This is a genomic window from Salipiger mucosus DSM 16094, assembly GCF_000442255.1.
In the GTDB taxonomy this organism is placed as follows: domain Bacteria; phylum Pseudomonadota; class Alphaproteobacteria; order Rhodobacterales; family Rhodobacteraceae; genus Salipiger; species Salipiger mucosus.
The window spans coordinates 35,078-58,460 of record NZ_KE557278.1; the positions used below are offsets into that span (position 1 = coordinate 35,078).

The 23,383-nt window shown below is 69.7% G+C and carries 23 protein-coding genes; 12 read left to right on the plus strand and 11 right to left on the minus strand.

Going from position 1 to position 23,383, the window contains the following annotated elements; genetic code table 11:
• From SALMUC_RS15780 to SALMUC_RS15795, 4 genes are all read left to right on the plus strand, one after another.
• Nucleotides 1-884, plus strand: an 884-nt coding sequence (locus SALMUC_RS15780) for a murein hydrolase activator EnvC family protein (protein ID WP_084514009.1), incomplete at its 5' end; no start/stop codon positions are given.
• Nucleotides 885-891: 7 nt separating this feature from the next.
• The gene (locus SALMUC_RS15785) at nucleotides 892-2,229 is read left to right on the plus strand and encodes a S41 family peptidase (RefSeq protein WP_037372104.1); all 1,338 of its coding nucleotides are present in this window, start codon (nucleotides 892-894) and stop codon (nucleotides 2,227-2,229) included.
• A gap of 57 nt (nucleotides 2,230-2,286) precedes the next feature.
• The gene (locus SALMUC_RS15790; RefSeq protein WP_020043188.1) at nucleotides 2,287-2,769 is read left to right on the plus strand and encodes an RNA pyrophosphohydrolase; all 483 of its coding nucleotides are present in this window, start codon (nucleotides 2,287-2,289) and stop codon (nucleotides 2,767-2,769) included.
• Complete coding sequence (locus SALMUC_RS15795; protein ID WP_020043187.1) at nucleotides 2,766-3,245, plus strand: hypothetical protein; 480 nt, start codon at nucleotides 2,766-2,768, stop codon at nucleotides 3,243-3,245. Before SALMUC_RS15790 ends, SALMUC_RS15795 begins: the two co-directional genes overlap by 4 nt.
• 9 nt (nucleotides 3,246-3,254) lie before the next feature.
• Here SALMUC_RS15795 and SALMUC_RS15800 read toward each other — a convergent pair whose 3' ends face one another.
• From SALMUC_RS15800 to dapE, 4 genes are all read right to left on the minus strand, one after another.
• Nucleotides 3,255-4,592, minus strand: coding sequence for a lytic murein transglycosylase (locus SALMUC_RS15800; protein ID WP_020043186.1), 1,338 nt, complete (start codon nucleotides 4,590-4,592; stop codon nucleotides 3,255-3,257).
• Nucleotides 4,593-4,702: 110 nt separating this feature from the next.
• On the minus strand, nucleotides 4,703-7,000 hold the full coding sequence (rnr, locus tag SALMUC_RS15805) for a ribonuclease R (protein WP_020043185.1): 2,298 nt from the start codon (nucleotides 6,998-7,000) through the stop codon (nucleotides 4,703-4,705).
• A gap of 273 nt (nucleotides 7,001-7,273) precedes the next feature.
• Complete coding sequence (locus tag SALMUC_RS28300) at nucleotides 7,274-8,731, minus strand: calcium-binding protein (RefSeq protein WP_020043184.1); 1,458 nt, start codon at nucleotides 8,729-8,731, stop codon at nucleotides 7,274-7,276.
• A 99-nt stretch (nucleotides 8,732-8,830) separates the two neighbouring features.
• Nucleotides 8,831-9,979 carry a succinyl-diaminopimelate desuccinylase gene (gene dapE / locus SALMUC_RS15815; protein ID WP_037372111.1) on the minus strand — a complete coding sequence of 383 codons (1,149 nt, stop codon included), beginning with the start codon at nucleotides 9,977-9,979 and terminating at the stop codon, nucleotides 8,831-8,833.
• 261 nt (nucleotides 9,980-10,240) lie between these two features.
• On the opposite strand from dapE, the gene SALMUC_RS15820 reads away from it, so the two are divergent.
• The gene (locus SALMUC_RS15820; RefSeq protein ID WP_020043182.1) at nucleotides 10,241-11,308 is read left to right on the plus strand and encodes a Hint domain-containing protein; all 1,068 of its coding nucleotides are present in this window, start codon (nucleotides 10,241-10,243) and stop codon (nucleotides 11,306-11,308) included.
• Nucleotides 11,309-11,314: 6 nt separating this feature from the next.
• On the opposite strand, the gene SALMUC_RS15825 is transcribed toward SALMUC_RS15820, so the two are convergent.
• From SALMUC_RS15825 to dapD, 4 genes are all read right to left on the minus strand, one after another.
• Nucleotides 11,315-11,662, minus strand: coding sequence for a hypothetical protein (locus SALMUC_RS15825; protein WP_021120506.1), 348 nt, complete (start codon nucleotides 11,660-11,662; stop codon nucleotides 11,315-11,317).
• Between the two features lie 52 nt (nucleotides 11,663-11,714).
• Nucleotides 11,715-12,755 carry a sodium:calcium antiporter gene (locus SALMUC_RS15830; protein WP_020043180.1) on the minus strand — a complete coding sequence of 347 codons (1,041 nt, stop codon included), beginning with the start codon at nucleotides 12,753-12,755 and terminating at the stop codon, nucleotides 11,715-11,717.
• 79 nt (nucleotides 12,756-12,834) lie between these two features.
• On the minus strand, nucleotides 12,835-13,083 hold the full coding sequence (locus tag SALMUC_RS15835) for a GlsB/YeaQ/YmgE family stress response membrane protein (protein WP_020043179.1): 249 nt from the start codon (nucleotides 13,081-13,083) through the stop codon (nucleotides 12,835-12,837).
• A gap of 152 nt (nucleotides 13,084-13,235) precedes the next feature.
• Nucleotides 13,236-14,066, minus strand: a complete 831-nt coding sequence (dapD, locus tag SALMUC_RS15840; RefSeq protein WP_020043178.1) for a 2,3,4,5-tetrahydropyridine-2,6-dicarboxylate N-succinyltransferase — start codon at nucleotides 14,064-14,066, stop codon at nucleotides 13,236-13,238.
• Nucleotides 14,067-14,206: 140 nt separating this feature from the next.
• Between dapD and SALMUC_RS15845 the strand changes: the two genes are divergently transcribed.
• Nucleotides 14,207-14,602, plus strand: coding sequence for a VOC family protein (locus SALMUC_RS15845; RefSeq protein WP_020043177.1), 396 nt, complete (start codon nucleotides 14,207-14,209; stop codon nucleotides 14,600-14,602).
• Between the two features lie 4 nt (nucleotides 14,603-14,606).
• On the opposite strand, the gene SALMUC_RS15850 is transcribed toward SALMUC_RS15845, so the two are convergent.
• Nucleotides 14,607-15,536: a threonine/serine dehydratase gene (locus SALMUC_RS15850; RefSeq protein WP_020043176.1), complete on the minus strand. Its 930-nt coding sequence runs from the start codon at nucleotides 15,534-15,536 to the stop codon at nucleotides 14,607-14,609.
• Between the two features lie 74 nt (nucleotides 15,537-15,610).
• Between SALMUC_RS15850 and SALMUC_RS15855 the strand changes: the two genes are divergently transcribed.
• Nucleotides 15,611-16,453 carry an LOG family protein gene (locus tag SALMUC_RS15855; protein ID WP_020043175.1) on the plus strand — a complete coding sequence of 281 codons (843 nt, stop codon included), beginning with the start codon at nucleotides 15,611-15,613 and terminating at the stop codon, nucleotides 16,451-16,453.
• Between the two features lie 24 nt (nucleotides 16,454-16,477).
• On the opposite strand, the gene SALMUC_RS15860 is transcribed toward SALMUC_RS15855, so the two are convergent.
• On the minus strand, nucleotides 16,478-18,349 hold the full coding sequence (locus SALMUC_RS15860; protein WP_020043174.1) for a polysaccharide biosynthesis protein: 1,872 nt from the start codon (nucleotides 18,347-18,349) through the stop codon (nucleotides 16,478-16,480).
• A gap of 377 nt (nucleotides 18,350-18,726) precedes the next feature.
• Between SALMUC_RS15860 and SALMUC_RS15865 the strand changes: the two genes are divergently transcribed.
• From SALMUC_RS15865 to SALMUC_RS15870, 3 genes are all read left to right on the plus strand, one after another.
• A complete protein-coding gene (locus tag SALMUC_RS15865) occupies nucleotides 18,727-19,749 on the plus strand; it encodes an aspartate-semialdehyde dehydrogenase (protein ID WP_020043173.1) in 1,023 nt (340 codons plus the stop codon).
• A 249-nt stretch (nucleotides 19,750-19,998) separates the two neighbouring features.
• Nucleotides 19,999-20,142 carry a hypothetical protein gene (locus tag SALMUC_RS29945; protein WP_020043172.1) on the plus strand — a complete coding sequence of 48 codons (144 nt, stop codon included), beginning with the start codon at nucleotides 19,999-20,001 and terminating at the stop codon, nucleotides 20,140-20,142.
• A 203-nt stretch (nucleotides 20,143-20,345) separates the two neighbouring features.
• Nucleotides 20,346-20,684 (plus strand): hypothetical protein, encoded by a 339-nt coding sequence (locus SALMUC_RS15870; RefSeq protein WP_020043171.1) that lies wholly within the window; start codon nucleotides 20,346-20,348, stop codon nucleotides 20,682-20,684.
• An 18-nt stretch (nucleotides 20,685-20,702) separates the two neighbouring features.
• On the opposite strand, the gene SALMUC_RS15875 is transcribed toward SALMUC_RS15870, so the two are convergent.
• The gene (locus SALMUC_RS15875; protein ID WP_020043170.1) at nucleotides 20,703-21,350 is read right to left on the minus strand and encodes a carbonic anhydrase; all 648 of its coding nucleotides are present in this window, start codon (nucleotides 21,348-21,350) and stop codon (nucleotides 20,703-20,705) included.
• Between the two features lie 160 nt (nucleotides 21,351-21,510).
• Here SALMUC_RS15875 and SALMUC_RS15880 point away from each other — a divergent pair, with 160 nt between their 5' ends.
• Entirely contained in the window at nucleotides 21,511-21,891 is a 381-nt protein-coding gene (locus SALMUC_RS15880) for a hypothetical protein (RefSeq protein ID WP_198014606.1), read from the plus strand.
• A gap of 88 nt (nucleotides 21,892-21,979) precedes the next feature.
• The gene (locus tag SALMUC_RS15885) at nucleotides 21,980-23,362 is read left to right on the plus strand and encodes a leucyl aminopeptidase family protein (protein ID WP_020043168.1); all 1,383 of its coding nucleotides are present in this window, start codon (nucleotides 21,980-21,982) and stop codon (nucleotides 23,360-23,362) included.
• Nucleotides 23,363-23,383: the final 21 nt, after the last annotated feature.

A 23,383-nucleotide genomic window follows, 5' to 3' on the forward strand; every position in this document is an offset into this window, starting at 1 on the left:
CGGTCGAAACGCTCCTCCAGCAGGCGGTAGTCCATCAGCCGGAACTCGCACTTGTCGGCAAGCCCCGCCTCCTCGGCGCGGCGGCGCCCGAGGCGATGCTGCACCCGGCGGGGCCGGTGGGCACCGCGCGCTCGGGGATGCTGCTGGCCTCGGTGACGCCGGCGCTGGAGGCGCGGGCGCGCGAGCTGCGGGCCGAGCTCGAGGAGATGACGGCGCTGCGGGCGCTGCAGGAGAGCGCGGCGGACACGCTGGAAGAAGGGCTGCGCGGCGTCCAGGAGGCCCGCACCGACCTGAGCCAGGCTGTCTCGGACCGCACCGATCTGCCGCGCCGCTTCACCGAGGACCCGGTGAAGACCGCGATCCTGATCGCCTCGACCGAGACGCTGGAAGGCTTTGCCAGCGGGCTGTCCGAGATCGCCGAGGGCGAGCCGCGCACCAACCCGCTGCCGCCGGTGAACGACCGCAAGGGCGCCTTGCCGCTGCCGGTGCAGGGCCAGGTCCTGCGCCGCGCGCAGGAGGCCGACGCCGCGGGCGTGCAGCGCCCCGGCATCGTGGTGGCGACGCGCCCGCATGCGCTGGTCACCACGCCCACGGCGGCGACGGTGCGCTACTCCGGCCCGCTGCTGGACTACGGTCTGGTGACGATCCTCGAGCCGCAGCCGGACCTGCTCTTCGTGCTGGCGGGGCTCGACACGGTTTATGCCACCGCCGGCGAGGTTCTGCCCGAAGGTGCGCCGGTTGGTCTCATGGGCGGGCAGGGTGGCGATGCGTCACCATCTGGTGAAGGGGCTGGCGCTGGACGCACGGAGACGCTCTATGTAGAGGTCAGGCAGGGCGATGCACCGGTGGACCCACTCTCGTGGTTCACAAGCGACAAGGGATGACATGGGCATGAACAAGTTTCTGATGGCCGCCGCGGGCGGCACGATCGCCGGGGTCCTGGCGACGACGCAATTCGTCGGCCCGCTTCTTGCGCAGGAGAATTCGCGGTCGAGCAGCGTCTACGAGCAGCTCGATCTCTTCGGGGACATCTTCGAGCGGGTGCGCGCCCAGTACGTCGAGGAAGTCGACGAGGGCGAGCTGATCGAGGCGGCGATCAACGGCATGCTGACCTCGCTCGATCCGCATTCGAGTTACCTTTCGCCCGACGACGCGGCCGACATGCGCGTGCAGACGCGGGGCGAATTCGGCGGCCTCGGGATCGAGGTCACGCAGGAAGACGGCTTCGTGAAGGTCGTCTCGCCGATCGACGGCACGCCCGCCGACGAGTCGGGCATCGAGGCCGGCGACTACATTACCCATGTCGACGGCGAGTCGGTGCTGGGCCTGACGCTGGACGAGGCGGTGGATCTCATGCGCGGGCCGGTGGGCTCGGAGATCGTCATCACCGTGGTCCGCGAGGGCGAGGAAGAGCCCTTCGACGTCTCGATCATCCGCGACACGATCACGCTGACCGCCGTGCGCACCCGCACCGAGGGCGAGACCGTGGTGCTGCGCGTCACCACCTTCAACGACCAGACCTTTCCGAACCTCTCGGAGGGGCTGGCCGAGCGGGTCGAGGACGCGGGCGGCATCGACAACGTCAACGGCTTCGTGCTGGACCTGCGCAACAACCCGGGCGGGCTGCTGACGCAGGCGATCAAGGTCTCGGACGCCTTCCTCGAGAAGGGCGAGATCGTCTCGACGCGCGGGCGGGACCCGCAGCAGGGCGACCGCTACAACGCGACGCCGGGCGACCTTGCAGAGGGCAAGCCGGTGGTCGTGCTGATCAACGGCGGCTCGGCCTCTGCCTCGGAGATCGTCGCGGGGGCGCTGCAGGATCACCGCCGCGCCATCGTGGTGGGCACCAAGAGCTTCGGCAAGGGCTCGGTCCAGACGGTGATGCCGCTGCGGGGCGACGGCGCCATGCGCCTGACCACGGCGCGCTACTACACGCCCTCGGGCCGTTCGATCCAGGCGCTGGGCGTGTCGCCCGACATCGTGGTGGAGCAGCCGCGTCCCGGCCAGAACGAGGAGGACGAGGACGAGAGCACCATCCTCAACCGCTCCGAGGCAGACCTGCGCGGACGGCTGGACAACGACAGCCTGACCGAGGAGGAAATCCGCCAGATCGAGGAGGACCGCGAGAATGCCGAGCAGGCCGCGGCGCTCCGCGAGGAGGATTACCAGCTGGCCTATGCCATCGACATTCTCAAGGGCCTTTCGGCCCTTGGCCCCGACAACGAGTGACGGACAGGCGGGCGGGGATTTCCCCGCCCGCTCCCTTTTCGCGGAGAAGGCTGCGACATGACACCCGACGACATCGCACGGCTGCCCTATCGTCCCTGCGTGGGCGTGATGCTGGTCAACGAGACCGGCGAGGTCTTTGTCGGCCAGCGGATCGACAGCGACCAGCCGGCCTGGCAGATGCCGCAGGGCGGCGTGGACGAGGGCGAGGCCCCGCGCGAGGCCGCCCTGCGCGAGCTCTGGGAAGAGACCGGCGTGCCCTCGGACCTGGTGACGGTCGAGGCCGAGACCGACGAGTGGATTCCCTACGACCTGCCGCACCACATCGTGCCGCACATCTGGAAGGGCCGCTACAAGGGGCAGGAGCAGAAGTGGTTCCTGCTGCGCTTCCACGGCAGCGACGAGCAGGTGAACATCCGCACGGATCACCCCGAGTTCTCGTCCTGGCGCTGGCTGGCGCCGGAAAAGGTCGTGACGCAGATCGTGCCCTTCAAGCGGGCCGTCTACGAGCGGGTTCTCAGCGCGTTCGAAGACCGGCTGTGAGGCGGCTGGCGACTGCCGTCCTGCTGACGCTGGCCGTGGCGCAGCCCGCGCTGGCGCTCTCCTGCATGAGGCCCGACCTGGTGCGCGACTTCGAGGAAGCCGCGGCCGACCCGGCCGAGTGGATCGTCGTCTCGGGCGCGCTGCGCTTCGATCCCGCCGACCTGCCGCCTGCCCCGGGCGAGACCGTGACGGAGACCGGCGGGGGCGAGATCGCCGCGCGGATGGAGGGGATGGCGCTGTCCGGCGAGGGCTTCACGATCCCCTTCGACCGCGAGATCACCCTGCGGCTGACCTGCGCCGGCCCGTGGTGCGGCTCGGTCCGGCCGGGCGCGCATCTTGCCTTTCTCAAGCACGAGCCGCCGGGCTACACGATGATCGTCGGCGCCTGCCCTGGGCGGGTCTGGCCGGACCCCACGCCCGCGATGGAGGCGCAGCTGACGGCCTGCATGCAGGGCGATTGCCCGGCCACCGACTAGGGCGGCAGCCTAGGAGCGCAGCGCCTCGAGCACCTGCAGCGAGGGGTAGCCGTCGGGCACCATGCCCTCCGACTGCTGATAGTCGCGCACCGCGTTGATCGTCAGCGGCCCGATGCGGCCGTCGATCTTTTCCGGGTCGAAACCCGCTTCGCGCAGGCGGCGCTGAAGCTCCAGCCGTTCCTCCAGCGTCAGCGCCCGGTCCTCGCGCGGCCAGTCGTGTTGGACCGGCGGGCCGCCCATGATGCGGTCGCCAAGGTGGCCCACGCCGATGACGTAGGCGTCGGCGGTGTTGTAGCTCTCGATCACCTCGAAGTTGTCGAAGATCAGGAAGGCCGCGCCGCGATGCCCGCCGGGCAGCAGGACCGAGGCCGGTCCGTGGTCGGGGACGGGCGAGCCATCGGTGGCGGTGACGCCCAGACCGGCCCAGTCCGAGGGCATCTTGGTGATCTCGCGTGCGGCGAGGGTGTAGTCGAAATCCTCGGGCAGGGTGACCTCGACGCCCCAGGGCAGGCCGTGCTGCCAGCCGTTTTCCTGCAGGTAATTCGCCGCCGAGGCCAGCGCGTCGGCGGGATCGTCCGACCAGATGTCGCGCTTGCCGTCGCCGTCCCAGTCGACCGCCAGCTCGCGGAAGGACGAGGGCATGAACTGCGTGTGCCCCATTGCCCCGGCCCAGGAGCCGCGCATCTGCGCGGGCGTGGTGTGGCCGTTCTGCAGGATGTGCAGCGCGTCCAGCAGCTGGCCCTCGAAGAAGTCGGCGCGGCGGGTGTCGTAGGCGAGGGTCGCCAGCGACCGTATGACGCGTTCGGAGCCGCGGAAGGTGCCGTAGGCGCTTTCCAGTCCCCAGATCGCCAGCAGCACGCGCTTGTCGACATCGTAGCGCGCCTCGATCTCGTCGAGCAGGGCGCGGTTTTCCTCGTGGGCCTCGCGCCCGGCGGCGACGCGGGCGTCCGAGACGGCGCTGTCGAGGTAGACCCAGACGGTCTTGGTGAATTCGTTCTGGCTGCGGTCGCGGCGGATCACCGCCGGATCGTAGCTGACGCCCTCGAAGGCGCGGTCGAAGATGCGCGCGTCGATCCCCTGCGCCAGCGCGCGGGGGCGGAAATCCTCGACCCAGCGCCGGAAGTCCGCGGCGCTGGCATCGCGTTCGGCCACGGCCTTTTCGGCCGAGGCGAGCGTCTCGGGGCGCTGCTCGGGGCGGGGCGAGGCCTGCGGCGGGAGGCGGGTGTTCTCGGTGGCGGGGCCGGGCGGCCGCGCCCCCGGCGCCGCGGGGGCGGTGCCCTGCGCGAGGGTCGCGCCGGCGGTCACGGCCGCGACGGCGATGGCGGCGAGGCTGGCGATGCGTTGCACGGGCGGTCTCCTGCTCACGAGACGTCTTTGTCCCAGATGTAGCGCGAAGCCCGTGCCCTGCGAAGTCTTTGCGCGGCGGTGACGCGAAATCCCGCCGCGCGAGCGGCGGATCAGCGCCGGGCGGTGCTGCGCTTGCGGCTGACCTTGCGCTTGGTCTTTGCGTCCTTCTTGCGGGCCTTGGCCTCTTTCCGGCGGGGCGGGCCCTTGGGCCTGCCCTTGCCGCGGCCGCGTCCCGGGCGGGTCGAGCCGCGCCCGCGCGGCATCTCGGCATCCTCGAGTTCCAGGATCTCCAGCCCGATGCCGCCGGTGATCGGCGACGCGTCCACGAGCTTGACCCGCACCCGCTGGCCGAGGCCCACGACGGTGCCGGTGTCGGCGCCCATGAGCGTGCCGGCGTCGCGGTCGAAGTGGAAGAACTCGTTCCCGAGCGTGCTGATCGGCACCAGCCCGTCGGCGCCGGTCTCGTCGAGTTTCACGAAGACGCCGAAGCGGGCGATGCCGCTGATGCGGCCCGTGAACTCGGCGCCGACGCGGTCGCTGAGGTAGGCGGCGAGGTAGCGGTCGGTGGTGTCGCGCTCGGCCATCATCGAGCGGCGCTCGGTGTCGGAGATGTGCTGCGCCGTGGTCTCGAGCGTCTCGATCTCGTGCTGGGACAGCCCGTCCTTGCCCCAGCCATGCGCGGTGATGAGCGCGCGGTGCACGATGAGGTCGGAATAGCGCCGGATCGGCGAGGTGAAATGCGCGTAGTTCTGCAGCGCGAGGCCGAAGTGGCCGAAGTTGGCCGGGGCATAGTAGGCCTGCGTCATCGAGCGCAGCGTCGCCATGTTGATGAGCTCGGCCTCGTCCGAGCCGGCGGCATCGTGCAGCAGCTTGTTGAGATGCGCGGTCTTGAGCACCTGCCCCTTGGCCAGCGTCAGCCCCGCCGCGTCGGCGGTCTCGCGCAGGCTGTCGAGCTTGTCGTCCGGCGGCTCCTCGTGGACGCGGAAGAGCAGGGGGGTCTTCCTGGCCACCAGCGTCTCGGCGGCGGCGACGTTGGCGAGGATCATGAACTCCTCGATCAGGCGGTGCGCGTCGAGCCGGTCGGCGAAGTTGATCGACTGCACCTTGCCGTCCTCGCCCAGCACGACCTTGCGCTCGGGCAGGTCGAGGTCGAGAGGCTGGCGCCGTTCGCGCGCGGCCTTGAGCGCCGCGTAGGCGTCGTAGAGCGGGCGAATGACGGGATCGAGCAGGTCTTCGGTGCGGTCGTTGGGTGTGCCGTCCATGGCGGCCTGCACCTCGGCGTAGGTCAGCGAGGCGGGCGAGCGCATGAGGCCGCGGTAGAACTTCTGGCCCAGCTTGTTGCCCTCGGCATCGATCACCATGCGCACTGCGAGGCAGGCGCGTGGCACGCCCTCGTGCAGCGAGCAGAGATCGCCCGAGAGCCGGTCGGGGAGCATCGGCACCACGCGGTCGGGGAAGTAGCTGGAGTTGCCGCGCTTGCGCGCCTCGCGGTCGATGGCCGAGCCGGGCGTGACGTAATGCGCCACGTCGGCGATGGCGACCCAGAGGACGTGCCCGCCCTCGTTCTTGGGGTCGTCGTCGGGCTCGGCGAAGACGGCGTCGTCGTGGTCGCGGGCGTCGGAGGGGTCGATCGTCACCAGCGGCATGTCGCGCAGGTCTGTGCGGCCGCTTAGGCCCGCGGGCTTCATCGCGTCGGCCTCTTCCAGGACGTCGGGCGGGAAGTCGTCGGGGATGCCGTGCTGGTGGATGGCGATGAGCGAGACGGCCTTGGGCTCGGACGGGTCGCCCAGGCGCAGCACGATGCGCGCGCGGGGCAGCCCCATGCGGCCGCGCGGGCCGGCCTGCTCGGCCTCGACCAGCTCGCCCTCCCTGGCGCCGCCGGTGGCGTCGGGAGAGACCATCCATTCCTTGTCGGCGCCCTTGTCGATGGGCACGATGCGGCCGCCCTCGGTGCCCTTGCGGAAGATGCCCACCACCTTGCGCGGGCTGGCCCCGATGCGGCGAATGAGCCGCGCCTCGTAGTTGTGATCGGCCTCGTGCACGACCTGCAGCTTGGCGAGGATGCGGTCGCCTTCGCCGAGCGCGGGGTCGGTGGCGCGGGGCACCACCAGCACGGTGGGCTCGACACCCTCGCCGTGCCACTCGAGCGGCTGGGCGAAGATGTCGCCGTTGTCGTCCGGTGCCTTGACCTGAAGCACGGTGACCGGCGGCAGGCGGTCGGGATCGCGGTAGGTCTTCTTGCGCTTCTCGAGATGGCCCTCGTGCTCGAGCTCCTTGAGCACGCGCTTGAGGTCGATCCGCGCGGCGCCCTTGATGCCGAAGGCCTTGGCGATGTCGCGCTTCGAGGTGAGGGTCGGGTTCTCGGCGATCCAGTCGAGGATGTCCGATTTGGTGGGCACCTGTGTCATGCGGCGAGACCTAGCACGCGCATGGTGCATCGTCATGGCGATTCTGGAGCGGGCATCGGGGGGCGGTCGGGAAAGATACGTGCCGCCGCCCACGGGAGCGGCAGGCGGCGGCACTGAACGGGTGACGATGAAACCAAAGGCCCGCACCATCAGGCGAGCCGGCAGTTCGGAGAGGCAACCGGCCCACCTTTCGGCACAGGTTCACGAACACAACCTCATCGCCACCCGCAGGCCCCGCCCCGGTGGCCGGAGCGAGGCCTGTTCCGAATGACCTCAGAGCAGGAAGTTGTCCGGCCCGAGGTCGATGTTTCCGGTCAGCATGACCTCGAAGTCGGCCATGCCGTCGCCGTCGGTATCAGCCTGCAGGACGGTGTCGCCGTCCATCATCGAGGCCCGCAGCTCGCCCGCCGTGCCGCTGAACGCGGCGTCGTCGATCCAGCTGAGGGTCTGGTTGCCGGCCATGTTCACGTCGGCGTCGATGCGGCTGATCTCGATGCGCTCGTTCGCCGCGAAGTCGTCGATGCGGTCGGCCGCCTCGGGCGTGCTGTCGCTTTCACCGAAGAAGATGAAGCGGTCCATGCCCGTGCCGCCCATCATCAGGTCTGCGCCGCCGTTGCCGTAGATCGCGTCGTTGCCGGTGCCGCCGTCGAGCGTGTCGTCGCCGTCACGGCCGTAGACCCGGTCGGAGCGCAGTCCGCCGGTGAGCATGTTGTCGGCGGTGTCGCCCCAGAGCGCGTCGGCCCAGCGCGAGCCCTCGACGTTCTCGATGCCCGTCAGCGTGTCGCCAAGCCCGTCGCCGATGCCCTGCACCGCGCCGGTCATGTCGATGCGCACGCGGCTTTCGGCGCCGGCGTAGCTGGCCCAGTCGATGCCTTCGCCGCCCATGAGCATGTCGGCGCCGCCGCCGCCCTCGAGCGTGTCCATGCCGGCCTCGCCGGACAGCTCGTCGTTGTCGGCGCCGCCCATCAGGTGGTCGTTGCCCTCGCCGCCCATGACGGTGTCGTCACCGGGGCCGGCCGAATACATGTCGTCCATCGCGCCCAGCTGGACGTTGGCCGAGGCCGCGTCGCGCAGGTCCTCGATGATGTCGAGCGCCTGGGTGGTCGAGATCATCTCGATCTCGCCGGCGGCTGCGGGCAGGATCGGCACGTAGCCGTCCTGGGTGCCGTCGACCTCGCCGCCCGTTCCGGCGCCGAGGCCCGCGGGCACGTCCATGCCGTGGATGACGATCTCGCGCAGCTCCAGCGGCATGATGTCGGCCGCGCTGTAGTCGCCGCCGGTCACCGGGCTGAAGAAGTTGCTCGCGTCGTCGAGGTCGAAGTTGTTGATGTAGACGAGCTGGCCGGCCTCGTCGCTCATCGGCGTGTCGCCGTCCATCGCGAGCGGCAGGAGCACGTCGCCGTAGTTCGGCACGCCCTCGAGCACCTCGACCACGCCGTCGCCGTCGGCGTCGCTGAAGAGATCGGGCGTCTGCGCGTCGGTCGGGTTGCCCTCGGAGTCGAAGGTGCCGTGGATGTGCATCGGGTGGGCCTGGTTCGCGACGAGGCCGTCGGCCACCACCAGCACGTTGATGTAGCGCGAGCCGTCCTCTTCGGTGTTGACGGCGATCAGGGCGTCGCCCGTCGTGCCGGAGCTGTTCAGCGCCGCGAGGTCGACGGTGTAGACCGCGTCGATGTCGCTGCGGTTGAGGAACGTCTCGTACGACGTGAAGGAATTTCCGAGATGTGCCATGAGTCCTCCCCTTCGGCATTCGGCGCCAGGCGCCCTGGATGCCCGCAGTCACGAATGCCCGGGGGGAGGAGTTTCAGATGATCGTCGAATTTTTTCGGGTCAGGCGAAATACTCCGCGAGGATACGGGCGTAGACGGCCTTGAGCTGGCGGATCTGCTCCACCGGGACGCATTCGTCGACCTGGTGCATGGTCCGGCCCACGAGGCCGAATTCCACCACCGGGCAGTGATCCTTGACGAAGCGCGCGTCCGAGGTGCCGCCCGTTGTCGACAGCTCGGGCGTGACGCCGGTCTCGGCCTCGACGGCCGCGGCCACGAGGTCCGAAAGCGGCCCCGGCGGCGTGAGGAAGGCCTCGCCGGAGATCTTGATCTTCACCTCGGTCGTGGTGCCGTAGCCTTCGTCGACATGCGCGGCCTCGGCACGCAACCAGTCGGAGAGCGTGTTGCCGGTGTGGCAGTCGTTGAAGCGGATGTTGACGGTCGCGCGCGTCTGCGCGGGGATCACGTTGGTCGCCGGGTTTCCGGTGTCGATGTTCACGACGGCGAGGGTCGAGGGGTCGAAATGCTCGGTCCCCTTGTCGAGCTCGCGGCTGGCGATGCCGTCCATCAGGCGTGCCATGGCGTGCAGGGGGTTGGTTGCGCGGTGCGGGTAGGCGGAATGGCCCTGCTTGCCGGTGACGGTGAACCAGGCGCTCATCGAGCCGCGGCGACCGATCTTGATCATCTCGCCCATGGTCTCGGGGCAGGTGGGCTCGCCCACGAGGCAGTCGGTCAGCTGCTCTCCGCTCTCGTACATCCAGTCGAGCAGCGCAAGGGTGCCGTCCTGCGCGTCGCCTTCCTCGTCGCCGGTGATGGCCAGCACGATGGCGCCGTCGGGGGGCGTGTCGCGGACGAAGTCGATGGCGGCGGCGGCAAAGGCGGCCACGGCGGACTTCATGTCGGTGGCGCCGCGCCCGTAGAGCACGCCGTCGTGTTCCTCGGCGCCGAAGGGGGGCATGGTCCAGGCGGCTTCGTCGCCCACGGGGACGACGTCGGTATGCCCGTTGAAGCCGAAGGTGCGCTCGTGGCCCTTGTCGCCCCAGCGGGCGTAGAGATTGGCGATGCCGCCGCGATCGACCCGGGTGCAGGTGAAGCCGGCCTCTTCGAGGAGGCCCTGCAACAGGACCAGCGCGCCGCCTTCCTCGGGCGTGACCGAGGGGCAGCGGATAAGATCGGCGGTCAGTTTGACGGGATCGGTCGGGGTGCTCATGCGGTGCTCCGGATCGGTTTTGCGCATGGCTAGCGCGTCGTCGCGGCGGGCGCAAATGCCACGAAAACGACGCGGCGGCGCGGAGACGCTTAACGCGGGGCTGCGGGGGTGCTAGGTTGTGGATAACATTGGGGAAGACGGCGGATGCGCCGGGCAGCGGGGCCAACCCCGCGCGGCATCGCCGGCAGAGCAGGGGAACGCACAGGCCATGAGCAGGGCTTGCCAGTCGTCCACGGCACGCGCGGTCGCCGGGGCCGGCGCATGAGCTGGATAGCCATCGCGGGCGATGGTCGGCGCTGGACCGATCCCGCGTTCTTCGAGGGTGCGGGCGACGAGGCGCTGATGCCGCGCGGCTCGCTGGTGATCGAGACGCGGCTGGCGGGCGGGGACCGCCCGCAGACCCTGCTGAGCCACGGTCGGCGTCACCCCTGGCCCGGCGGGCTGTCGATCCAGGCGATGCCGGGCGGCAACATCGTGCTGGTCATCGACCAGGATGGCGAGACCTTTCACACGCTGCTGGAGTGTCCGTGCGACGCGCGGACGGACCTGCTGCGGCTGACCTTCAGCTGGGAGTCGCCGCGCCGCTGGGGGCGGCTGGTGCTGGAGCGGCCGGGCAGCGAGCGCTTTGCCCTCCGCGAGACGCCGCCGCCGCCGCCGCTGGTGCTGGGAGACATCCGCGCCATGATGCATCGTCCCGGCCCGACCCGCGCGGACCCGGAGCTGGCCTTCATCGCCGTCTCGGACGCGGTGGAGCCTGTGGGGCCCATGCCATCGGTCTGCGGCGATGCACCGGTTTCGACGCCTCTTGGGCCGCGCGCGCTGGCGGATCTGCGCTGCGGCGATACGGTGCACACGCAGGGCAGCGGCGTGGTGCCCGTGCTGCACCGGGTCGAGCGCGAGGTGCCCGCGCTGGGATCGTTCCGGCCGGTGCGGCTGCGGGCGCCGTGGTTCGGGCTGCAGCGCGACCTCGTGGTCGCGCCGGGGCAGGCGCTGGTCGTGGGCGGGAGCGACGTGGAATACACCTTCGGCCGCGCGGCTGTGCTGGTGCCCGCGGCGAGCCTCGTGCAGGGCTTCGCCGCCGACTACGAGGAAGGGCCGCTGACGGTGCGCTACGCGCAGCTGGTGCTGCCGGGGCACGAGGCCTTCGTCGCGGCGGGGGTGGCGCTGGAGAGCCTCTACGTCGGGCGGCTGCGGCGGGACCGGGCGCGGCAGACGGCGACGCTGCTGGAGGGGTGCTCGTCGGGACTCATGCCCGAGCATTGCCGCGCCGGGCTGCAGGTGCTGCGCCCCTTCGAGGCCGTGGCGCTTGCCGAGGCGCGGGCCGCCTGAGCGTGCTCAGGCGTCGTCGCCGTCGTCCTCGTCGCCGAAGAAGGGCGAGACCTGCGCCACGATGACCGCGTTCTCGGCCAGGGCGCGGGCCATGAGCTCCTGCTCGTCCTCGCCGATCTCGTGGCCCTGCCGGCGGCGCTCGTCCTCGGTGCCGTAGCCGGTCACGTCGAGGGGGGCCATCTCGGCCTGCTTGAGGATCGCCACCGTCTCGCGCACGGCCTCGGCCTCATCGACGCCGGAGGCGTAGCACATCAGCGCGGCGCCGGTCGCGCCCTCGGGCAGGCCGTCGCCGGACCGGCGGCCGACCTCCACCAGGAGGGTGTAGACCTGCTGTTTCGACTCTTTCTTCGCCATCTGCCCGGCCCCCTGTGCGTTGCGCGGGGGATGGGCGAGGCGGGCGACGCTGTCAAGCGCCGCCGCGCGCAAAGACCTCGACCACGACCGCGATGGCATAGACCGCCATCATCAGCGTGCTCTCGATGCCGATGCGGCCCGGCCCCTCGCGCTGGCGGAGGATCAGCCCGGCCAGCAGGATCGCGGTCATCAGCATGCCCGTGGCGAGCCAGTAGAGATCGTTCGGCCCGACCGCGTTGTAGATCGAGCCGTCGCGGTAGGCGACGTCGGAGAACACGAGGAAGAGCGTGTCGAAGGTGTTGCCGCCGATGATGCCGCCCACGGCGAGCTGCAGCGCGCCGCGCCGCACCGCCACCAGCGTCGTCACCAGTTCCGGCAGCGAGGTCACCACCGCGGTGATGAGCGCGCCGACCAGGCTGGAGGCGAGGTCGAAGCGTTCGATGAAGCTGCCGCCGACCTGGCTGATGACCCAGCCGCAGACGCCCATGATCGCCACCAGCACGACGAAGATCATCGCGGGACGGCGCGCGGACTTGTGCGGTTCGGCGTCGTCCTCGGGTTCGTCGTGGCGCGTCTCGCGCGTTTCGACGGGCTGCCACATGGGCTGCTCGCTGACCGTCGACGAGAGCTTGACCCCTGCGAGGTAGGCCAGGAACAGCACCACCGAGACGGGGTGCACGCCGAAATAGGCGATGTCCGGCCCGGCGAAGGCGGCGATGGGCAGGCTGAGCAGCATGAGCAGCAGCACCGCCTGGAAGAGGTTGGCGGGTTCGGCCGCCGCGTGTTCGAGGTTGGCCTTGCGGTGCAGAAGGTCCGCGATGGCCAGGAAGAGCGTCTGCGCGGCGATGCCGCCGACGGCGTTCGAGACCGCGAAGCTGGCGTCACCGGATGCGGCCGCGTTGACCGAGACCACGACCCCCGCGAGCGAGGTCGCGCCGCCCAGCAGGACGCCGCCGGCCATGGCCTCGCCCAGCGAGGTGCGGTCGGCGATGATGTCGGCGAGATGCGTGGCGCGCACGGAGGCGATCACGACGATCGCCGCGGCGACGGCGAAGACTGTCAGGAGAAGCGGAAGGGATAGGTCGGAAATCATGCGGCCTCGGGGGAAAATGAAAGGGGGCCGTCGCTTTTGCGGACGGCCCCCGTTGTGCTGTCCTGTTGCCGGTCGCGCGTCAGCGCTTCACGGCGCGGACGATGGCGATCAGGATACAGGCGCCGATCGCGCCGACCACGAGCTGGCCCAGCCAGCCGGCCCAGGTGGCGCCGATCACCGCCATGAGGATCGCGTTCATGCCGATGGCGCCGACGATGCCGAGGACGATGTTCAGCAGAAGGCCCATGTCCGCCTTCATGATCTTTTCGGCGATCCAGCCTGCGATTGCGCCGATGATGATGGCGCCGAGCCAGCCAAGTCCTGCCATGTCGTGGAAACTCCTTGTGTCGTGTGCTGTCATACAATCGCGCCGCGGCAGGGTTTTGTTCCCGATCGGATGGCGGCGGGCGGAGCGCCGCCAACGAAAAACGCGGCCCCGCCGGGGCCGCGTCGTGATGGTGCGTTCGATGTGGGCCGCGATCAGTCGCGCAGCAGCTCGTTGATGCCGACCTTGGAGCGGGTCTTTTCGTCGACGCGCTTGACGATGACCGCGCAGTAGAGGTTCACGCCGCCCGTCGAGGGCATTGAGCCCGAGACGACGACCGAGTAGGGCGGCACTTCGCCCATGAAGATCTCGCCGGTCTCGCGGTCGACGATCTTGGTCGACTGGCCGAGAAAGACGCCCATGCCCAGCACGGCGCCCTCGCGGACGCGGACGCCCTCGACCACCTCGGAGCGGGCGCCGATGAAGGCGTTGTCCTCGATGATGACCGGGTCGGCCTGCAGCGGCTCGAGCACGCCGCCGATGCCGACGCCGCCCGAGAGGTGCACGCCCTTGCCGATCTGCGCGCAGGAGCCGACGGTCGCCCAGGTGTCGACCATGGTGCCGCTGTCGACGTAGGCGCCGAGGTTCACGAAGGAGGGCATCAGCACCACGCCGGGCGCGATGTAGGCGGATTTGCGGACGACGCAGTTGGGCACGGCGCGGAAGCCCGCGTCCTTCCAGCGGTCATCGCCCCAGCCCTTGAACTTGCTGTCGACCTTGTCCCACCAGCCGCCGCCCTGCGGGCCGTTGTCGTGCATCTCCATGTCCTTGATGCGGAAGCCCAGCAGCACGGCCTTTTTGGCCCATTGGTTGACCACCCAGTCGCCGCCCTCGGGCTTCTCGGCGACGCGGAGCTGGCCGCTGTCGAGCGCCTCGAGCGTGGCCTCGATGGCCTCGCGGGTCTCGCCGCCGGTGGCGGGGGTGATGGTGTCGCGCGCCTCCCAGGCGGCTTCGATGGCGGCTTCGAGCTGTGCGTTGTCGGACATGGGGTCTCTCCTCGTTCGGTTTCCCGCCCTATAGCCGCAGCGACGCATGGCGACAATGCGTGAGCGCGCGGCGCGGGCTGGAGGCCGGTCGCCGCCGGTGCTAGCCCTGCGCGAAACGTATCACCAGGACGGAGAGAGACATGGCAAAGGCCATCCACAGCATGATCCGCGTTCTCGACGAGACGCGCTCGGTCGAGTTCTACCGCCGCGCCTTTGGGCTCGAGGTGGCCGACCGGCTCGACTTCGACGATTTCACGCTGGTCTACCTGAGCAACGCGGAGTCGGACTTCGAGCTCGAGCTGACCGTGAACAAGGGCCGGACCGAGCCCTACGACCTGGGCGACGGCTACGGCCACTTCGCCGTCTCGGTCGAGGACCTCGCGGCTGAACACGCACGGTTCGAAGCGGAGGGGCTGAAGCCGCGCAAGCTGGTCGAGTTCGCGCCGGGCGGCGAGCTGGTGGCGCGGTTCTTCTTCGTGGCCGACCCGGATGGCTACGAGATCGAGGTGCTGGAACGCTCGGGGCGCTTCGCCTGACGGCTCAGCGCGTGTCGCGGATGAAGGGGTCGGGGGCGATGTTGCCGCCGCAGACCAGCACCGCGACACGCTCGCCCGGCGCCGGGACATAGGCGCCCGAGCGCAGCGCGGCCAGCGCGCAGGCGCCGGCCGGCTCCACGAGCAGCCGGTGCGCCTGCCAGAGCGCCACCTGCGCCTCGGTGATGGCCTCGTCGGTGACGAGGGTGCTGTCGCCCAGGTGCGCCTGCGCGAGCTCGAGGCAGATGGAGCCGATCCGCCGCGCGCCGAGCGCATTGGCGGCCACGCCCGAGACCTCGACATCGACCGGCGTGCCGGCCTCCAGCGCGGCGTTGAGCGCGCAGGCGGTTTCGGGCTCGACCGCGACGACCTTGCGGGCGCCCTGCAGCCAGCCGAGCGCGCCCGCGATGAGACCGCCGCCGCCCACGGCGATCAGCACGGTGTCGGCCTGCAGGCCCTGGGCCTCCCACTCGGCCGTGCAGGTGCCCTGTCCGGCGACGGTGCCTTCGGCGTCGTAGGCGTGGACCTGCATGGCGCCGGTGCGCGCCTCGTGCTCGCGCGCAGCCTCGAGCGCGTTTGCGTATTCGCCCTCGACCACGGTGAGCGCGGCGCCGGTGCGCTCGATCAGCGCGATCTTGGAGGGCCCGGCCATGGCGGGCACGAAGATCTGAGCGGGATAACCAAGCGCGCGGGCGGCAAAGGCCACCGCCGCGCCGTGGTTGCCGCCGCTCGCGGCCACGACGCCGGCCTCGGGCACCTGTTGCGACAGGAGCGTGTTGAAGGCGCCGCGGGCCTTGAAGCTGCCGGTGTGCTGGAGCTGTTCGAGCTTGAGCGCGACGGGCGCGTCCCAAAGCGTCGCGCTCTCCATGACCGGGGTGCGCTGGACGTGGCCGGAAATCCGGTCGCCGGCCGCGCTGATCGCCGCTTTCCAGTCCATCCCGCACTCCCCTGCTGGCGTGACGCCGCCGGACGCTATAGTCAGGATGGGTGCAGCACAAGGACCGCCGCCATATGAACGACGACCGCCATTCGATCTTCCGCGACGCCGGACGCGACCGCGAGACCGCGGAACACATCCCCGATACGCCGCAGACGCGCGCGCCCTCGTACCGGCTGGCCTTTGCCGACGATGCCTTCATGTGCCGTGACGAGCTGCGCCCGGTGCGGCTGCAGCTCGAGCTGCTGAAGCCGCAGATGCTGCTGGACGAGCGCGAGGTGGACTCGACCGTCGTGCTGTTCGGTGGGGCACGCATTCCGGCTCCGGCCGAGAAGGCGGGGGCGCGGACCTCGACGCTCGCGGACCTGTCGCGCTTCTACGAGGAGGCCCGGATCTTTGCGCAGGAGATGACGCGCAAATCGGTCGCCTCGGGCAACCGCGAGTTCGTCATTGCCACCGGGGGCGGCCCCGGCGTGATGGAGGCGGGCAACCGCGGCGCGCAGGAGGCCGGCGGGATCTCGATCGGGCTGAACATCGTGCTGCCGCACGAGCAGGCGCCGAACGAATACGTGACGCCGGACCTGTGCTTCAACTTCCACTACTTCGCGATCCGCAAGATGCACTTCCTGATGCGCGCCCGCGCGATCTGCGTCTTCCCGGGCGGCTACGGCACGCTGGACGAACTTTTCGAGTCGCTCACGCTGATCCAGACGGGACGGATGAACCGCGTGCCCTTCCTGCTGTTCGGCCGCGAGTTCTGGGAGCGCATCATCAACTGGGAGGCGCTGGAAGAGGCGGGCACGATCAGCCCAGAGGACCTCGACCTCTTCCGCTTCGTCGAGACGGCGCAGGAGGCCGCGGCGATCATCGAGGAGTGGGGGCCGGCTTCGCCGCGCGACGACATCCCCGGGCGCTAGCGCCCGGGCGGGCGGCAGCGCGTCTCAGCCGCGCTGCGCCTCTTCGCCCAGTGACTCGTCGCGTTCGACCCAGCGCGCGATGACCGACCGCGCGAGATCCTCGTCGAGCGCCGAGATGGCGCCGCGCAGGTCCTTGATCGCGGTGGCGATCTCGATCTCCGAGAGGTAGCCCTCCTGCGCGCGCAGGATCTTGTGGTGCGGCGTGGTCAGCATGTCCGAGGAGATCAGCAGCTCCTCGTGCAGTTTCTCGCCCTTGCGCAGGCCTGTGATGCAGATCTCGATGTCGCCGTTGGGGTTGTCGCTGTTTTTCACCGAGAAGCCCGCGCCCTCGATCATCTGCTGGGCAAGGCGCTTGATCGGCACGGGGTCGCCCATGTCCAGCACGAAGACGTCGCCGCCGCGTGCGAAGGAGCCGGCGAGCAGCACGAGGCGCGCGGCCTCGGAGATGGTCATGAAGTAGCGCGTGACCTTGGGGTCGGTGAGCGTGACCGGGCCGCCGCGTGCGATCTGCTCCTCGAAGAGGGGGATCACCGACCCGGAGGAGCCCAGCACGTTGCCGAAGCGCACCATCGAGAAGCGGGTGCCCTTGGTGCGGGTGGCAAGGTCCTGCACCAGCAGCTCGGCCAGCCGCTTCGAGGCGCCCATGACGTTGGTCGGGCGCACCGCCTTGTCGGACGAGACCAGGATGAAACGCTCGACGCCCGCGTCGCGGGCGGCGTCCGCGATCACCTTGGTGCCGATGACGTTGTTGCGCAGGCCGGCGAGCACGTTGCACTCGACCAGCGGCAGGTGCTTGTAGGCGGCGGCGTGCAGCACGACGTCGACGTCGTGCTCGTCCAGCGCCCGCATCATCAGCTCGCGGTCGAGGACCGAACCGAGAACCGGCACGATGTTGAGGCCTTCGGAGAGCTCGCGCAGCTCCTTGTCGATGTTGTAGAGGCTCAGCTCGGAGTGGTCGACCAGCACCACGCAGTCGGGCTTGCAGCCGATGATCTGGCGGCAGAGCTCGGAACCGATGGAGCCACCGGCGCCGGTCACCATGATGCGCCGCCCCGAGTAGGCATGGCTGACGCCCGGCAGCTCGGATTCCAGGCGCCCGCGGCCGAGCAGGTCGTCGAGCGAGACCGGCGAGACGCGCTTCTTGAGCTCGCCCTCGCCGACGAGCTCGGCAAAGGAGGGCAGCGCGTGCACCTCGCAGCCGATGCTGCGCAGGCGGTGGGCAATGCGGGCGAGTTCCGGCTGGCTGATCGAGGGCATGGCCAGCACCACGCGGTCGATGGCCTTTTCCGAGATCAGGTCCTTGATCGTCGAGGGCGCGTGCACCCTCAGGCCCGAGATGACGGTGCTTTGCAGGGTCGGGTTGTCGTCGACGAAGGCGATGGGATCGATCGCCTCGTCCTGCCGTAGCGCCGCCACCAGCTGCTGGCCGGTCTTGCCGGCGCCGTAGATCAGCACGCGCATGCGGTGCTGGCCCTTGCGATAGACCTGGATGGTCACGTGGCGCAGCAGGATGCGCCAGAAGGCCGAGAGGAAGAGCAGCAGCAGGGCGAAGATGAAGAAGACCGCCACAGGCAGCGGCGGCGAGAGTATGCCGTCCAGCAGCATGCCGGCGGCGCCGCTGATCCCCGCAAACCAGGCGGTGCGGGTGATGCCGCGCGTCTCGTAGGAGTTGAGCTTGATCTGGGGCAGGCCCAGGCGCCAGGAGGTGATCCCGCCCAGCACCACCAGCGCCCCGATGAGCGGCAGGAGGTTGAGAACGGTCGGCCTGTCGGCCTGGACCGTCGCGTTGAGGATGAGGGCCGTGACGAGCGCGACGGCGATCATGGCCGCGTCGAGAGCCATGAACACCAGTTGCTTCTGCAGGCGCGTCAGCGACATTACGATCTTGTAGAACATGTATTTCGTCCTTCGCGAACGTAGCTGCCTGAAAAAGTGTCTCAAACGGTGGGGCCCTTTATTGAGCAGGCCAGCCATCCGGAGCCTGCTGATGGGTTCAACTGCCTAACGAGTCATCAAATTCATCGGATCTCTACGCGACTGCGTAAACTATAGACAAGTATGGAAATTCTGCACCTGCGAAAATTGGCGGGTTTTCACCGATTTGCGCCTCATTTCGCAGCTTGATGCGGCGACGGGGCCGGGGCGCCCATCCGGCGGCCAGACGGGCCCGGCCCGGCGTGAGGCCTTTCGCAGTGCCGCCGCATGCGGTAAGACGCCCGCCAAGCCAGAGCCCCGCGCGCGACGGGGCCGAAGCGCAATCGAAGGAGAGCCACATGGGCTACAAGGTCGTTGTCGTCGGCGCCACGGGGAACGTGGGCCGGGAAATGCTGAACATCCTCGCCGAGCGGGAGTTTCCCGTCGACGAGCTCGCGGTGCTGGCCTCGCGCCGGTCGCTGGGCACCGAGGTGAGTTTCGGGGACCAGACCCTGAAGACGCAGGATCTGGACGCTTTCGATTTCACCGGCTGGGACATGGCGCTCTTCGCGGTGGGTTCGGATGCGACCAAGCAGTACGCGCCGAAGGCGGCCGCCGCCGGCTGCGTGGTGATCGACAACAGTTCGCTCTACCGCTACGACCCGGACGTTCCGCTGATCGTCCCCGAGGTCAACGCGGATGCGGTGCTTGGCTACAGCAAGAAGAACATCATCGCGAACCCCAACTGCTCGACCGCGCAGATGGTGGTGGCGCTCAAGCCGCTGCACGACCGCGCCAAGATCAAGCGCGTCGTGGTCTCGACCTACCAGTCGGTGTCGGGCTCGGGCAAGGAAGGCATGGACGAGCTGTGGGACCAGACCAAGGCGGTCTACAACCCCACCGACGAGGTGCCGCCGAAGAAGTACCCCAAGCAGATCGCCTTCAACGTCATTCCGCACATCGACGTCTTCATGGATGACGGCTCGACCAAGGAAGAGTGGAAAATGGTCTCGGAGACCAAGAAGATCGTCGATCCCTCGATCAAGGTCACCGCGACCTGCGTGCGCGTGCCGGTCTTCGTCGGCCACGGCGAGGCGATCAACATCGAGTTCGAGGACTTCCTCGACGAGGACGAGGCCCGCGACATCCTGCGCGAGGCACCGGGCATCGTGGTCGTCGACAAGCGCGAGGACGGCGGCTACGTCACGCCGGTCGAATGCGTGGGCGATTTCGCGACCTTCATCAGCCGGATCCGCCAGGACAGCACCATCGAGAACGGCCTGAACTTCTGGTGCGTCTCGGACAACCTGCGCAAGGGCGCGGCGCTGAACGCCGTGCAGATCGCCGAGGTGCTGGGCCAGAAGGCGCTGCAGAAGGGCTGATCGCTCGGGCGCCCCTTGCGGGCATCGCGATGACTGGCCGGCGGAGGCGCGATGCCTTCGCCGGCCTTTTCGTGCAGGGGCACCGGCGGCTTCTTATCCTTTCGGGCAAGGGGGCTGTGCGCACGGACGCGGGGTGTATCCGACCCGTCGATGGCACCGGTTCCGGCCCGGCGGTATGGTCGATGCACTCCGCCGGGAGAGGCCACTTCCCGCCCCGCACCGGCCCTCACGAAGGACAGGAGCCCCGCCATGACCATAGATCTCGCAGACATCGCCCGCGGACGGCGCATCGTCGCCCTTGCCGTGCGCGATCTCGGCCGCGTCGCGCCGCACGCGCGTCCCGTCCGCGGCCCGGTGTCGCGTCTGCTGCGCAGCTTCGGGCTTTTCGCCTGAGCCGCGCCGACCTGTCTGCGGTTCCGTGAGATCTGGCCCGGCCCGGTTTTCGGCGCTTTCAAGGAGGGCCGACCGGGGGCGGGCGTGGGATTAACGTCCTGTTTTCCGTGGTGCCGCAGAGTCACAGGTCAGGTGCAACATGCATCTCCGCCCAGATCCTGCCTCAATTCGCACGCAGGCTGGATGGACGAACAGGAGGCAGGATGATGATGCGATTTGTGACGCCCGATCGCGCCGGCCGTGCCGACGCCGGGGCCGTGCCCTCGGGGCCAGACTGCGAGACCGCCGCGCTGTTGCGGCAGTTCCTGACACCCATCTTCGAGGCGGCGCGCAGCTGGCGCGACCTGGCCGAGCGGCTCGACCGGCGCGGCTACGGCGTGACCTTCCGGCTCGGGCGCATGCTGGTCTTCGACCGCGAGACCGGCACGGCGCTCTGCACCGGCACCAGCATGGGCGTTCCGCTGCGCGAGCTTGCCGCGCGGCTGGGTCGCCCGGTGCTGCGCCTCAACCACGACGGCTGCAGCGCCGAGCTTGACCGCTGAGGCGCCGCGCGGCGCCATTCATACGGTGACGAAGGCACCCTTCTTCGGGTCGTAACATTCCAGCGCGCCGGCGCCGATCTCGTGCCACAGACCGTGCAGGGTCAGGTCCTCGGACTCCACGGCCTGGCGCACGAAGGGGAAGCTCATCAGGTTCTCGAGCGAGACGAGCACCGCCTCCTTTTCCAGCGCGCGGGCCTGGTCCGCGTCGGGACGCTCCTTGATGCGCTCGTAGCCGGGGCGCAGGATGTCCATCCAGCGGCCCACGAAGCTCGACTTCTCCTCGAGCTCGGGCGCGCGGCCCGAACACATCTCGAGACAGCCCTTCACGCCGCCGCAGCCCGAGTGGCCCATCACGATGACATGCGCCACCTTGAGCGAGGTCACGGCGAATTCCAGCGCGGCGGAGGTGCCGTGGTGGTCGCCGTCGGGCTCGTAGGGCGGCACGAGGTTCGCGACGTTGCGGTGGATGAAGAACTCGCCGGTGTCGGCGCCGAAGATCGAGGTGACGTGCACGCGGGAGTCGCAGCACGAGATCACCATGGCTCGCGGGTGCTGGCCCTCGGAGGCCAGGCGGCGATACCAGGCGTGGTTCTCGGCGTAGCTGGTGGCTTTCCATCCGTGGAAACGCTGGACGAGATAGGCGGGAAGCGCTCGGGCTGCGTGCATCACATCCTCCGGTCTGCTGGCGCGCGGTTGCGGGTCAGAACGTGGGATACGCTGAATTCGACGGGAATTCGAGAGAGGAAATGCGGCGTTTCTAACGTTTTGGGAAGGCTGCCCCTATAGGTCGGCGAGCCGTGGGGTCGGAATGTGAAGGACGGGTGTGGTGGATCAGGTCGCTGTGTTGTTGCCGGACGAATCGGCCGGGCTGGAGCCCGAGCGCCTGGAGGCGCTCTATGCCCGCCTTGGCCCGAAGGAGGGCGAGGATGTCGTCTGTCGCGCGATGGAGGAGCTGGCCTTTCGCCTCGGTCAGGCGCAGAGGTTTCACGACGCGGGCGATGACGACGGCCTGATCGGCTGCATCCGGGCGCTGGGGGCGATCGCCGACCAGATCGGCATGTGCGCGCTGCGCCGCGTGGCCGAGGATGTCGTGCAATGCGCCCGGGACGGCGATCCCGTGGCGCTGGCCGCGACGCTGGCGCGGCTCGCCCGGCTGGGCGAACGGTCGCTCTATGCCATCTGGGACCTGCAGGATGTCACGGTCTGACGTCGGCATGCGCGACCGGGGGCTTGCGGGCGGCGCGCGCTCCGCTAGGGTCCGGGGCGCTGCCTGACACGACAAGGGATCTCCCGGAATGACCTATGCTTTCGCGCCCGCCGGCGCCGACGCCCTGCCGCTTCACGTGATCGACGCATCCGGGCTGGAGGACTGGCTTGCCTCGGTCCCAGAGGCCACCCGCGCCTGGGTCACCGCGAGCGGCTTTTCCGGCGGCATCGGCGAGGCGCTGATGATCCCCGGCGCCGAAGGGCAGCCCGTCGCGGCGCTGGCCGGCTTCGGCACCGCGGCGACGCGCCGGCGCGCGCGCTTCGTGCTGGCCGCGGCGCTTCCGAAACTGGCCGCCGGCACCTACGAGGTGGCCTCGGGCCTGCCGCCGGAGCACGCCGAGGTCGAGGCGCTGGGCTGGCTCTTCGCGGGCTATGCCTTCACCCGCTACGCGGGCGAGGCGCCGTCCGCGCGCAATCTCGTGGCGCCCGAGGGCGTCGATGCCGCCCGCGTTGAGGCGCTGGCCCGGTCCGAGGCGCTGACCCGCGACCTCGTGAACACGCCGGCCTCCGACATGGGGCCGCAGGAGCTCGAGGAGGCGGCGCGCGCACTGGCTGGCACCTTCGAGGCGCAGATCGAGGTGATCTCGGGCGAGGCGCTCGAGACCGGGTTTCCGATGATCCACACCGTGGGCCGCGCCAGCACCCGGGCGCCGCGCCTGATCGACATGCGCTGGGGCAGCAGCGGGCCGACACTGACGCTGGTGGGCAAGGGCGTGTGCTTCGATACCGGCGGGCTCAACATCAAGCCGGGCAGCTCCATGGGCCTGATGAAGAAGGACATGGGCGGCGCGGCCAACGTGCTTGGGCTCGCGCAGGCGATCATGGAGCTGAAGCTGCCGCTGCAGCTGCGCGTGCTGATCCCGGCGGTCGAGAACAGCATCGCCGGCGACAGTTTCCGCCCGCAGGACATCCTGACCTCGCGCAAGGGGCTGACGGTCGAGATCAACAACACCGACGCCGAGGGGCGGCTGGTGCTGGCCGATGCGCTGGCATTGGCCGATGAGGAACGGCCGGATCTCATCGTCTCGATGGCGACCCTGACCGGGGCCGCACGGGTCGCCGTCGGCCCCGACCTCGCGCCCTTCTACACCGACGACGAGCCGCTCGCGGCGGCGCTGGCGCAGGCCGGGACGGCGGCGGCCGATCCGCTGTGGCGGATGCCGCTCTGGCCCGCCTACGAGAGCATGATCGAGCCCGGCATCGCCGATCTCGACAACGCGCCCAAGGGCGGCTTCGCCGGGTCGATCACAGCGGCGCTCTTCCTGAACCGCTTCGTGACCGACAGCCCGCGCTATGCGCATTTCGACATCTACTCGTGGCAGCCCTCGGCCGCGCCGGGCCGCACGGCCGGCGGGCTGGGGCAGGGGCCGCGCGCGATCCTTGGCGCGCTGCCCGGCGTGCTGGGGCTGTGAGCGACCGGCGCCTGACGCCCG

Coding starts and splice junctions, on each gene's coding strand:
- SALMUC_RS15785 (WP_037372104.1), top strand. CDS start 892: ATGAACAAGTTTCTGATGGCCGCCGCGGGCGGCACGATCGCCGGGGTC.
- SALMUC_RS15790 (WP_020043188.1), top strand. CDS start 2,287: ATGACACCCGACGACATCGCACGGCTGCCCTATCGTCCCTGCGTGGGC.
- rnr (WP_020043185.1), bottom strand. CDS start 7,000: ATGACACAGGTGCCCACCAAATCGGACATCCTCGACTGGATCGCCGAG.
- SALMUC_RS28300 (WP_020043184.1), bottom strand. CDS start 8,731: ATGGCACATCTCGGAAATTCCTTCACGTCGTACGAGACGTTCCTCAAC.
- dapE (WP_037372111.1), bottom strand. CDS start 9,979: ATGAGCACCCCGACCGATCCCGTCAAACTGACCGCCGATCTTATCCGC.
- SALMUC_RS15820 (WP_020043182.1), top strand. CDS start 10,241: ATGAGCTGGATAGCCATCGCGGGCGATGGTCGGCGCTGGACCGATCCC.
- SALMUC_RS15825 (WP_021120506.1), bottom strand. CDS start 11,662: ATGGCGAAGAAAGAGTCGAAACAGCAGGTCTACACCCTCCTGGTGGAG.
- SALMUC_RS15830 (WP_020043180.1), bottom strand. CDS start 12,755: ATGATTTCCGACCTATCCCTTCCGCTTCTCCTGACAGTCTTCGCCGTC.
- SALMUC_RS15835 (WP_020043179.1), bottom strand. CDS start 13,083: ATGGCAGGACTTGGCTGGCTCGGCGCCATCATCATCGGCGCAATCGCA.
- dapD (WP_020043178.1), bottom strand. CDS start 14,066: ATGTCCGACAACGCACAGCTCGAAGCCGCCATCGAAGCCGCCTGGGAG.
- SALMUC_RS15845 (WP_020043177.1), top strand. CDS start 14,207: ATGGCAAAGGCCATCCACAGCATGATCCGCGTTCTCGACGAGACGCGC.
- SALMUC_RS15850 (WP_020043176.1), bottom strand. CDS start 15,536: ATGGACTGGAAAGCGGCGATCAGCGCGGCCGGCGACCGGATTTCCGGC.
- SALMUC_RS15855 (WP_020043175.1), top strand. CDS start 15,611: ATGAACGACGACCGCCATTCGATCTTCCGCGACGCCGGACGCGACCGC.
- SALMUC_RS15860 (WP_020043174.1), bottom strand. CDS start 18,349: ATGTTCTACAAGATCGTAATGTCGCTGACGCGCCTGCAGAAGCAACTG.
- SALMUC_RS15865 (WP_020043173.1), top strand. CDS start 18,727: ATGGGCTACAAGGTCGTTGTCGTCGGCGCCACGGGGAACGTGGGCCGG.
- SALMUC_RS29945 (WP_020043172.1), top strand. CDS start 19,999: ATGACCATAGATCTCGCAGACATCGCCCGCGGACGGCGCATCGTCGCC.
- SALMUC_RS15870 (WP_020043171.1), top strand. CDS start 20,346: ATGATGATGCGATTTGTGACGCCCGATCGCGCCGGCCGTGCCGACGCC.
- SALMUC_RS15875 (WP_020043170.1), bottom strand. CDS start 21,350: ATGCACGCAGCCCGAGCGCTTCCCGCCTATCTCGTCCAGCGTTTCCAC.
- SALMUC_RS15885 (WP_020043168.1), top strand. CDS start 21,980: ATGACCTATGCTTTCGCGCCCGCCGGCGCCGACGCCCTGCCGCTTCAC.